A 9,828-nucleotide genomic window follows, 5' to 3' on the forward strand; every position below is an offset into this window, starting at 1 on the left:
TTATTGATGCACCACATCGTACAGCGACCAAATGCGCAACGCTTTTCGTTGGCTCACCGGTAAGCCTTTGATGCTGATTACTTTTGTTTCGCCGGGCTGCAAATCGAAGTAGTTGTCGCTGAGCTGCAGGTTGATGCCCGGCACATGCAGGTACACATATTTAGCGGACACACTACTTTTCAGCAGCAGTGTATCTGCATTTTTCCATTGCAGTGTGTAGCTGGGTTTGGATAGCTGCAAGGCCTTGGGCCGCACAGCATCCCGTTGGGGCAACACATCATCGCGGTAAGCTTCTTTTACGGCATACCACGCTGCCTTTGGCTGTCGGCTGTAATCGGTAATGGCCCAGGAAGCTACGGGCCAGCAATCGTTGAGCTGCCACAGCAATGTGCCCATGTTTACCGGGTATTTACTACGGTGTATGGCTATGCTGTTTTTAAATGCATAATACTGCAGGCACTGGGTGAGGTACGTATACTGCTCCAGCGATAAATGTTTGATGCGGGCTGAGTCCATGAAATACTGGTGCAGGTAGCCATTCATGTTTTGAAAACCTGTGGGATGTTTTTGGTGCGTCTTCAACACATCGGAATAGAGATAACGGTCTTGCGGTAATGTAACCGAAGCCGTAGTATTCATATTGGGCATGGCCATCATGCCGTATTCGCTTACAAAGCGGCCGGTCTTTTTTTCAAACATTTCTATTTCCTGCATGCCCCACCAAATGCCCCAGTAATGGCTATCGCCTTCCGTAATGCTCGCCGCTCGGCCCCAGCCATGCATGGGTGATGTGCTTACATAGGGCCGGGTGCCATCGTATTGCTGCAGCCATGCCGGTATGCTGTCTTTAAACAAACGCTTGTAGGCATGCCATACTTTGGCAGAGTCTTGCCCGTGCAGGTTGAATTGGTTTTGCCAGCCCCAGTTGTGCCAGGCTTCTTCCACTTCATTGTTGCCGCACCACACAATGATGCTTTTGTGGTGGCGCAGTCTTTTTACCTGCTGTATCACTTCTTCTTTTACGTTCAAGAAAAATGCCTCATCCAGCGGCACCATGCCACCCGCAAACATGAAGTCTTGCCACACGTAAATGTCCAATGAATCGCACAGGTCATAAAAGTCTTCGGTTTCGTACACGCCGCCACCCCAAATGCGCAGCATGTTCATGTTGGCATTTTTGGCGGCCATCAGTATTTGCCGATAATCGTTTTTGGTAAGACGGGGCAAAAACATATCCGAAGGAATGTAGTTGGCACCTTTCATGTACACGGGCTGGCCGTCTATTTTGAAGTAGAAAGATTTGCCGATGCTATCGGGCTCTTGCACCAGTTCAATCTTGCGGGGATTGTGAAAAGGCTTTTCTGCAGCGGGCTGGTTGTAGCTGTCGAGGTACACATTTTTCCAAATGCCGGCGGTAACAAAAGTGGGGCCCCAGTCCCAACCAAAATGGTACTGTGCCTTGCGGGCATATACCCGTGGATTTTCGGCTGGTATTACGAGTGGCGAATCGGCTTTGGCAAAAGCAGCTACTTGTTTTTTGGCCGAATGAAATACAATGCGCAGCTCGTTGTTGGCTTTCAGCAAATGCTTCACTGGTATGCGCCACTGCCGGAACATGTTGTTGGCCTGCAGCAGCAATTGCCCGTTGAGGTACACATCGGCGTAGGTATCGAGGCCATCAAAAACCAGGTCGGTGTGTTGATGATTGCGCTGTGCGGTGCTGCTGGCAAATTGGGTTTTGTACACCCAGTTTTTATCATCTACCCATTGCACGGCTTTTTCGTTGCTGCGGTAGTACGGGTCGGGTATCACTTGCTGTTTCATCAAATCGGTGTGGACAGTACCCGGCACCGAAGCAGGCCGCCACTGTCTGCTGCCCTGCTCAGCAAACTGCCAGCCTTTGTTTAACAATTGAATGTGTTGCTGAGCGGCAGCTTTTCCCAAACCCATCAGCAATACGGCGAAACATAACAAGCAACGAATCATACCAATTGGTGCATGGCGAATGCAAACACATGCTGCCCGCAAGTTCCTGATGTTTGTGAATGGTTCCTACTGGAGGCAATAAAAAAATAATTGCACAACTGTGCAGCGCAGTACTTCAGTGCCATGCATGAAGCCAATTACGCTCCGATGTTTTTTTGCTTGTACACCAGTAATCGTAAGGCATTAAAAACAACGACGATGGTAGAGCCTTCGTGGCCAACAACTGCCGGTCCTATTTTAGCAATACCCAATATGGTAAGCGGTATCAGCAAAACCACCATGCCCAGGCTGATGGCCACATTTTGTTTGATGATTTGCCGGGCTTTTCGGCTCAGGCCAATGACAAAAGGAAGGTTGGTAAGCTTGTCGGCCATCAACGCTACATCTGCAGTTTCGAGGGCTACATCGCTGCCTGCTGCACCCATAGCTATGCCTACAGTACTTTTGGCCATGGCGGGGGCATCGTTTACTCCATCGCCTACCATAGCAATTTTTTGTTCGGCGGCTTTCAGTTTTTCAATGGCTGCCAATTTTTGCTCGGGTAGCAGGTTGCCCCAGGCATCGGTAAGCCCTATTTCTTTTGCAATGGCTTCGGCTACCTGTTGGTTATCACCGGTCAGCATAATCATTTTGCGGATGCCGATCCGCCGCAGTTGTGCAATGGTCGCTTTAGCTTCCGGTCTTGCTACATCCATCAGGGCGATGATACCAATAAATACATTGTCCAGTTGTACCAGCATGGTGGTGTTACCTCCACTTTCAAGCGATACAGCTTTGGAGATAATGTCTTCCGGAATGTGTTGTCCTTTATCTGTAAAAAGTTCTTTGTTGCCAATCAATACCGGCTTGTTGTTATAGATGGCTTTTACACCTCTGCCGCCTATTGCCTGCAGCGATGTAGCCGGTGCAATTTCTTTTTTCAGCTTTTCTTTACCATCTCTTACAATGGCTGCAGCCAATGGGTGATCACTTAGCTGTTCTACAGCTACAATAATTTCCAGCAGTGACGCTTCGCTGCAGTTATTGAATGCATAAATACCTGTGAGTGTTGGCTTGCCTTCGGTGAGAGTACCGGTTTTGTCGAAAGCAATGGCAGTAAGCGAACCGAGGTCTTCCAAGGGTTTGCCGCCTTTTACCAATACGCCACCCCAAGCTGCTCTGGCCACGCCACTCAACACAGCACTGGGGGTAGATATAGCGAGTGCACACGGACTTGCGCCTACCAATACAGCCATGGCTCTGTAAAAGCTGGCGCTAAATGGTTCATCTATCACGAGGAAAGCAAATAATAAAAGGGTCACCAACAACAGCACTGCCGGTACATAATATTTTTCGATGCGGTCGGTGAAATGTTGCGTAGGAGATTTTTGGGTTTGTGCTTCGTTCACCAGTTTTACGAGTCGTGAAATGGTGCTGTCGGCAGCTACACGGGTCACATACACTTCAATATTTCCGCTGCCATTGATAGAGCCTGCAAACACACTGTTTTGAGCCGCAATTTTCTCTGTTCCTTTTTTGGTCACTTTTTCCAGAGGCATTGGCGATTTATCAACGGGCATGCTCTCGCCGGTAATGGGTGCCTGATTCACACTGCTGTGACCTACAATCACAATGCCATCTGCTGCAATTTTAGAGTTGGGTTTTACCACCACCACGTCGCCAATTTGCAAAGCGTCGATCGATATTTCTTGTAGCAGATTGCCTTGCCGTACCAGGGCAGTTTTTGGCGCCAATCCCGATAGGGCTTCAATTGATTTTTTTGCCTTGGCCAACGCAAAATGTTCCAGCGCATGGCCCAGGCTGAACAAGAACAGCAAGAGGGCACCTTCGGCCCATTCGCCTAGTGCTGCAGCACCCAGCGCCGCCACAATCATCAAAAAATCAATTTCAAATTGCCCTTTAAAGATGTCTTGAATGGCCTGCTTGCTGGTATAGAAACCGCCGGTAATAAAGGCGCCTATATAGCACAGTATGGATACAAGCGGGTTGAGCTCTTGTACAAAAGAGAGACTGAAACCTGCGATCAGAAAAATACCGCAGGCAATGGCCAATATCATTTCTTTTTTCACAGCCAAACTAACCGGAGATTGATTTTCTGTAGTCTCTATGTTTGGTTTATCTGAAACAACTGTCATATAAAAGCTTTGGCAACTGTTGGGCTGCTTGCCGTAAAGCTATGTATAGCATGGTTTGATTTGAATGACATTGGTTAGCCGGGCCGATGTAGAAAAGAGGTTAGGGAACACCGCAGGCTACAGCGGAAAACGAATGAAGTAAAGATCCTTTTCAATAAATCAGCACGGCCATCAACGGAGCCTGCATTAATGAATGAACGGAAGGGTTGGCGGTTACAGCAAATTTTCCAACTGATGAAAAACAGGAATGAGCATTTTTCCTTTTGCTGACAACATGTATTCGATGTGCAATGGCTTGAGCCTGACAGTGGTTTTTTCCAGCAAGCCCTGCTCTTCCATTTCTTTTAAGGCTACAGCAATAGACTGTTTGTTGGAGCCATTGATTTGCCTAACGAGTGCATTGAAACGCAACGGCCCATCCACCGCCATGCGAAAGATTTGCGGCTTCCATTTGCCGGATAGCATTTTCAATAAACCCTCTGCCGGGCAACTGTTTTCCATTCTTTTTTTGATTTCAGCCAGTCAAGTTTTTCTGACTAATTGTTTCCACCAGTAGCCTTTCGAAACTTTGCATTACAAAACTAATCATAAAACAATGATTCCTCAGTTAGTTTAAACCCTCAAACGCATTTATAACTACAAATCAATCTTTAAAAAAATGAAAAAACTATTTAAGGTTCAGCCCGATAGCAACCAAACCGCCATCGGTATTTTATTGGCCAGAGTGGGCATTGCTGCACTCATGCTTACCCATGGTGTGCCCAAAGTGTTGCAGCTTTTTTCATCAGCGCCAGTAGAATTTCCGGCTGTAATGGGTATGAGTAGTCAGTTATCATTGATATTAACTGTCTTCACCGAAGTTATATGTTCATTGCTGGTAATGGTAGGCCTGGGTACAAGAATTGCTTCTGCCCTGTTGGCGGCTACTATGTTGGTGGCTGCTTTTTACATCCATGCTGCCGACCCGTTTGCAGTACAAGAAATGTCGTTGCATTTTCTGCTGGTATATCTGGTACTGATGATTACCGGAAGCGGAAAGTTTTCTATCTATTATTTGTTGCAGCAAAAAGGCCTGAGCAAATAAAACAAATCCTCATTTTACAATAAACAAACACAGATATGGACACTACAAACAACAACCCTTTATTGTGCGATATAGAAACCGGCATGTGTGCTGTGCCTGAAATAAATGATACAACAAATAATAGCACGATTGCTACAGCTCCTTCTACCATCAAAGTATTGTATTTCACCGATCCTATTTGTTCTTCTTGCTGGGGCATAGAGCCACAGTTGCGCAAGTTGAAACTGGAGTATGGCCACCTCATTGATATTGATTACAAAATGGGCGGCCTCTTGCCCGACTGGAAATACAACAGTGGTGGCATCAGCAAGCCGGCTGATGTAGCACATCACTGGGATGAAGTAAGTGCCTACTACAATATGCCTATTGATGGTGATGTTTGGTTAGAAGATCCTTTGTCTTCATCCTATCCGCCTTCTATTGCTTTTAAAGCGGCACAAATGCAGCATAAAGAAAAGGCCGTTGTATTTCTTAGGGTGATGCGGGAAATGCTGTTTTTACAAAAGAAAAATATTTGCAAATGGGAGCATTTACATAAAGCAGCACAGCATGCAGGATTGGATGTAGTGCAGTTGCAAAAAGATGCCGATGGCGAAGCCAATAACTTGTTTGCCGAAGACTTGCAGCTGGCACAGCAACTTGGGGTGCGGGGTTTTCCCACCTTGTTTTTTGCAGACAGCAATGGCAACCAGGAAAAAGTGTACGGCTACAAGCCGTATGCAGTGTTTGAAAATGTGATATCCAAACTGCAACCAACAGCCGAAAAGCAACCCTATGCATCCGATTGGCAAAGCTTGTTCAGTAAGTTTGCTTCGCTTACGGCCAAAGAGTTTGCCGAGTTATCTGCTGCGCCAATAGAAGCAGCAACAGCTTTGTTGCAAGAGCTATCTACTAACGGCCAGCTCGACATCATCGAAACTAAGAATGGCCATTTGTGGAGGAAGAAGTAAGCGCCAATTTGGCGGCAATGGCAACAGCGCATACTGCCTTATTGGTTGGAAAGAATAAAAAAAACGCTACCCAATATTCGATAGCGTTTTTTATTGCAGTAGCCCGGACAAGAATCGAACTTGTATCTAGAGTTTAGGAAACTCCTATTCTATCCATTGAACTACCGGGCCGGTAACAGCCTTACAGCTTGCGGCGAAATTAATAGAAATGCAGAAACTGCTGCCATTGGGCTTACTTTCATTGCAAATCCAATTGTTGTATGTACCGTTTTTTATTACTCTGTGCTTTGCTCTACAGCCAGTTATTGCCGGCGCAAATTACGCCTGCCAATAAGCCCACCCACTTCAACCACATAGCTTTTACGGTAAAAGATTTGGGCAAAAGCGCCGCCTTTTACCAGCACCTGCTGGGGCTCGATACCATTCCCGAGCCCTTTCATGATGGCAGGCATGTATGGCTCATAATATCAGAACAGGGGGCTTTACATCTTATTCAGGGCAGTAAAATTCCGGTGAGCATCAAGGAAAGCCACTTGTGTTTTTCAGTAGCGTCGGTGGATGCATTCATTGCCAAACTGCAAAAAGCAGGCATGGCTTTTGAAAACTGGGCCGGAGAGAAAAACCGCTATACCCTGCGCCCCGATGGCGTAAAGCAAGTGTACCTGCAAGACCCCGACGGCTACTGGATTGAAGTAAACGATCAGCACTGAGCCCACAAGTGGTGCAACCTGTTATCTTTGCCACCCCAAAAGAAAAAATATGAAGTTTTATAATTGGCTGTTGCGGTATCGGTTTTGGTTGGGTTTGGTAGCCTTGGCGCTGGCCATTTTCGTCAATGTGTATTCCGGCTTCTGGCCATCTTTTGTGTTGTATTTGTTGGCGGTAATTGCTATTGCCAGCCACTTCTTCATTGGTCCCATGCGCCTTATTCAGGAGTACATTGAGGCCGGCGATATGGAAGGTGCTGAAAAAGTGCTGGGCATGATTTGGTTTCCCAACCTGCTGTACAAGCCCATTCGCAGTGCTTACTATACGCTGAAAGGACAAATGGCCATGATGCGCCAGGATTTTAAAGGTGCAGAAGAACACATGAAGCGCAGCGAACAGCTGGGCATGCCCATGGCCGAAGCCGAAGGTGCCAACAAGTTGCAGCTGGGCATGCTGGCCATGCAGCGTGGCGATTTGAAGCAGGGCGAAAACTACATTCGTGCCGCCCTCCGTGCCGGTATTCCTGATGCCGATGGTGCTGCCATGGCCTACCTGCAAATGTGCCAGATATACATGAATAAAGGCGACATGCGTAGCCTGCGGGCCGCCAAAGACATGTATAGAAAAGCCAAAGAACAAAAGCCTACCAACAAAGACGTGGTAGAACAAATCAAGAAACTCAATAGCTACATCAGCCGCATTCCGGGTTAATTGTAACTGCTGACAAAACACCAAAATGGTTTGAGGTAATATTTGCCTCAAACCATTTTTTTTGCACCACTGTTTGGCAGGTTCACAAAATCATCGGCTTACTGTGGTCCTGGCAATTCGCTCCTCATCAACAAATCAACTCCTTCAACTCAATTCCCTGTAAGCTACCGCTTATCTTTGCCGCCACCTATGACAGACATTGTAACACAAATAGCGCAACATCAGGCCGATATAGCCGCTGCCGAAGCGCCCAACGCCGAAGCACTGGAGGCATTCCGTATTCAATACCTCGGTACCAAGGGGTTGGTAAAAACCCTGATGGGTGAAATGAAAAATGTGCCCAACGAACAGAAGCGGGAGTTTGGCCAAATATTGAATGCCTTTAAACTGGCCGCCGAAGAACGCTACGAAACGCTGAAGGCAGCACTGGAAAGCAATACTGAGTTTAGCTTCGATTACGATATCAGCCTGCCCGGCGATCCGTTGCCACTGGGTAGCCGCCATCCCATCAGCATCGTTCGCAACCGCATTGTCGATATTTTCAAGCGGCTCGGTTTTGCGGTAGCAGAAGGCCCCGAAATTGAAGACGACTGGCACAACTTTGGTGCCCTCAACCTGCCCGAAGATCACCCGGCCAGAGACATGCAGGATACGTTCTACATCAGCCAGGACCCAGCGTGGTTGCTGCGTACGCATACCAGCAATGTGCAAATTCGGGAAATGGAAAAAGGCAAGCTGCCCATCCGCCTGATTATGCCCGGCAAAGTGTACCGCAACGAAACCATCAGCGCAAGAGCACACTGCTTTTTTCATCAGGTAGAAGGATTGTATGTAGCCGAAAACGTGAGCTTTGCCGATCTGAAACAAACGCTCTACTTCTTTGTGAAAGAGATGTTTGGGCAGGATGTGAAAGTGCGTTTCCGCCCCAGCTATTTTCCCTTTACCGAGCCCAGTGCCGAAATGGACATCAGCTGCCTCATTTGTGGTGGCAAGGGCTGTAACGTGTGTAAGCACACCGGTTGGGTAGAAATTTTGGGTTGCGGTATGGTGCATCCCAATGTGTTGCAAAATTGTGGCATCGATCCTAACAAGTACACCGGCTTTGCATTTGGTATGGGTATCGAACGCATTACCATGCTCAAGTATCAGGTAAAAGACCTGCGCCTGTTTAGCGAAAACGATGTGCGTTTTTTACGACAGTTTACAGGAGCGTAATACAAGTTTGACAAGTTTGAAAGTTCCAGTGTTCACGGGTGGTGGGCACTGGATTTTTATTTGAACCACCAAGGCACGAAGGCAAATAAGGAGCACAAAGGCGGGTAAACCATTGCCATAGTTGGTTGATAGGCTAATAAAGGCGAAAAGTTTTTTATCTTCATATCATCATTCAAACTTTTGGTATGTCCATTGCTGAAATCAGAAATCAACTTCACTTATACATCAATAATGCAGATGAAGATTTGCTCGCATTGCTGTATAAAATAGCCAGTCAATATCCGGATATGAAGCAGGCAGAGCACAGTTTTTCTGCAACAGATATGGCTGAATTTGAACGCCGCCGCCAAAGTAGAATGGCTGGCGCTTCGGCTATATTCTCTTTAGAAGAAGTAATGCAAAAACTGAAACCTGAAAACTAAGGTTTGGTGCATGTATAACCTACAAGTACAGGCAGAAGCTTTTCATGAATTGCAAGAAGCTTTTCAATGGTACGAAACGCAGCAAGAAGGATTGGGATGGAAATTTATCAGCGCATTTGAAGAAGCCTGTGTGAAGCTACAGCATCATCCGCAACACTACACTGCCCTCAATGAACACTTCAGGCGGTACAGGTTGCAGGGCTTTCCGTATTTGCTGGTATATGAAATTGAAGCTGGCAACGTCATTATTATAGCTGTTAGGCATGCAGCCATGAGGCCTTTGTGAAAGCGTAAGCATACAAAGCCTGGTAGATTATTTTGCCATTGTTGGTTGGGCCACCAGCAAAGGCGGAGCATCTGATTTCAGATTTACAAGAAATTGCATATTTGGACTGGGAGGCGTTCCTGTACAAAGCATTCAGCATAAGATGAGGTACGCTGTTGTTACCGTTCGTCATGCAGCAAAGCGGTGTTGCAACCAGACAAATCATCAACACCATCCTCCGGGCTTTCACATGCTTTAAAAAGAGTATTTCCTTTTTCACCAACTGCAGTGCAGATGGTGTAGGCGGACCCAAAATTCGGCAGTTAATAATTAGAGTATCTGTCTAATTTTA

The 9,828-nt window shown here is 46.8% G+C and carries 10 protein-coding genes and 1 tRNA gene; 7 read left to right on the plus strand and 4 right to left on the minus strand.

Annotated elements, in window-relative coordinates:
• From V7Q13_RS16345 to V7Q13_RS16355, 3 genes are all read right to left on the minus strand, one after another.
• Nucleotides 1-1,986, minus strand: a complete 1,986-nt coding sequence (locus V7Q13_RS16345) for a glycoside hydrolase family 2 protein (RefSeq protein ID WP_333801741.1) — start codon at nt 1,984-1,986, stop codon at nt 1-3.
• 137 nt (nt 1,987-2,123) lie between these two features.
• Nucleotides 2,124-4,121, minus strand: a complete 1,998-nt coding sequence (locus V7Q13_RS16350) for a heavy metal translocating P-type ATPase (protein WP_333801742.1) — start codon at nt 4,119-4,121, stop codon at nt 2,124-2,126.
• A gap of 213 nt (nt 4,122-4,334) precedes the next feature.
• Nucleotides 4,335-4,622, minus strand: a complete 288-nt coding sequence (locus tag V7Q13_RS16355; RefSeq protein WP_333801743.1) for a winged helix-turn-helix transcriptional regulator — start codon at nt 4,620-4,622, stop codon at nt 4,335-4,337.
• A 127-nt stretch (nt 4,623-4,749) separates the two neighbouring features.
• Between V7Q13_RS16355 and V7Q13_RS16360 the strand changes: the two genes are divergently transcribed.
• Together V7Q13_RS16360 and V7Q13_RS16365 are read left to right on the plus strand one after the other, a co-directional pair.
• The gene (locus tag V7Q13_RS16360) at nt 4,750-5,205 is read left to right on the plus strand and encodes a DoxX family protein (protein ID WP_333801751.1); all 456 of its coding nucleotides are present in this window, start codon (nt 4,750-4,752) and stop codon (nt 5,203-5,205) included.
• Between the two features lie 35 nt (nt 5,206-5,240).
• The gene (locus V7Q13_RS16365; RefSeq protein WP_333801744.1) at nt 5,241-6,155 is read left to right on the plus strand and encodes a ClpXP adapter SpxH family protein; all 915 of its coding nucleotides are present in this window, start codon (nt 5,241-5,243) and stop codon (nt 6,153-6,155) included.
• 99 nt (nt 6,156-6,254) lie between these two features.
• Here the strand turns inward: V7Q13_RS16365 and V7Q13_RS16370 are convergent.
• Nucleotides 6,255-6,326 (minus strand) — tRNA-Arg (locus tag V7Q13_RS16370).
• An 89-nt stretch (nt 6,327-6,415) separates the two neighbouring features.
• Between V7Q13_RS16370 and V7Q13_RS16375 the strand changes: the two genes are divergently transcribed.
• From V7Q13_RS16375 to V7Q13_RS16395, 5 genes are all read left to right on the plus strand, one after another.
• Nucleotides 6,416-6,865 (plus strand): VOC family protein, encoded by a 450-nt coding sequence (locus tag V7Q13_RS16375; RefSeq protein WP_333801745.1) that lies wholly within the window; start codon nt 6,416-6,418, stop codon nt 6,863-6,865.
• Nucleotides 6,866-6,914: 49 nt separating this feature from the next.
• Nucleotides 6,915-7,574 (plus strand): tetratricopeptide repeat protein, encoded by a 660-nt coding sequence (locus V7Q13_RS16380; RefSeq protein WP_333801746.1) that lies wholly within the window; start codon nt 6,915-6,917, stop codon nt 7,572-7,574.
• A 189-nt stretch (nt 7,575-7,763) separates the two neighbouring features.
• Entirely contained in the window at nt 7,764-8,789 is a 1,026-nt protein-coding gene (gene pheS / locus V7Q13_RS16385; RefSeq protein WP_333801747.1) for a phenylalanine--tRNA ligase subunit alpha, read from the plus strand.
• A gap of 185 nt (nt 8,790-8,974) precedes the next feature.
• Complete coding sequence (locus V7Q13_RS16390) at nt 8,975-9,211, plus strand: hypothetical protein (RefSeq protein WP_333801748.1); 237 nt, start codon at nt 8,975-8,977, stop codon at nt 9,209-9,211.
• 10 nt (nt 9,212-9,221) lie between these two features.
• A complete protein-coding gene (locus tag V7Q13_RS16395) occupies nt 9,222-9,497 on the plus strand; it encodes a type II toxin-antitoxin system RelE/ParE family toxin (RefSeq protein WP_333801749.1) in 276 nt (91 codons plus the stop codon).
• The last annotated feature ends 331 nt before the right edge of the window (nt 9,498-9,828 follow it).

The organism is Phnomibacter sp., assembly GCF_036803085.1.
Classification (GTDB): domain Bacteria; phylum Bacteroidota; class Bacteroidia; order Chitinophagales; family Chitinophagaceae; genus Phnomibacter.

Excerpts from the sequence above, each read along its gene's own strand:
- V7Q13_RS16345 (WP_333801741.1), bottom strand. The coding sequence starts at position 1,986 with ATGATTCGTTGCTTGTTATGTTTCGCCGTATTGCTGATGGGTTTGGGA.
- V7Q13_RS16350 (WP_333801742.1), bottom strand. The coding sequence starts at position 4,121 with ATGACAGTTGTTTCAGATAAACCAAACATAGAGACTACAGAAAATCAA.
- V7Q13_RS16355 (WP_333801743.1), bottom strand. The coding sequence starts at position 4,622 with ATGGAAAACAGTTGCCCGGCAGAGGGTTTATTGAAAATGCTATCCGGC.
- V7Q13_RS16365 (WP_333801744.1), top strand. The coding sequence starts at position 5,241 with ATGGACACTACAAACAACAACCCTTTATTGTGCGATATAGAAACCGGC.
- V7Q13_RS16375 (WP_333801745.1), top strand. The coding sequence starts at position 6,416 with ATGTACCGTTTTTTATTACTCTGTGCTTTGCTCTACAGCCAGTTATTG.
- V7Q13_RS16380 (WP_333801746.1), top strand. The coding sequence starts at position 6,915 with ATGAAGTTTTATAATTGGCTGTTGCGGTATCGGTTTTGGTTGGGTTTG.
- pheS (WP_333801747.1), top strand. The coding sequence starts at position 7,764 with ATGACAGACATTGTAACACAAATAGCGCAACATCAGGCCGATATAGCC.
- V7Q13_RS16390 (WP_333801748.1), top strand. The coding sequence starts at position 8,975 with ATGTCCATTGCTGAAATCAGAAATCAACTTCACTTATACATCAATAAT.
- V7Q13_RS16395 (WP_333801749.1), top strand. The coding sequence starts at position 9,222 with ATGTATAACCTACAAGTACAGGCAGAAGCTTTTCATGAATTGCAAGAA.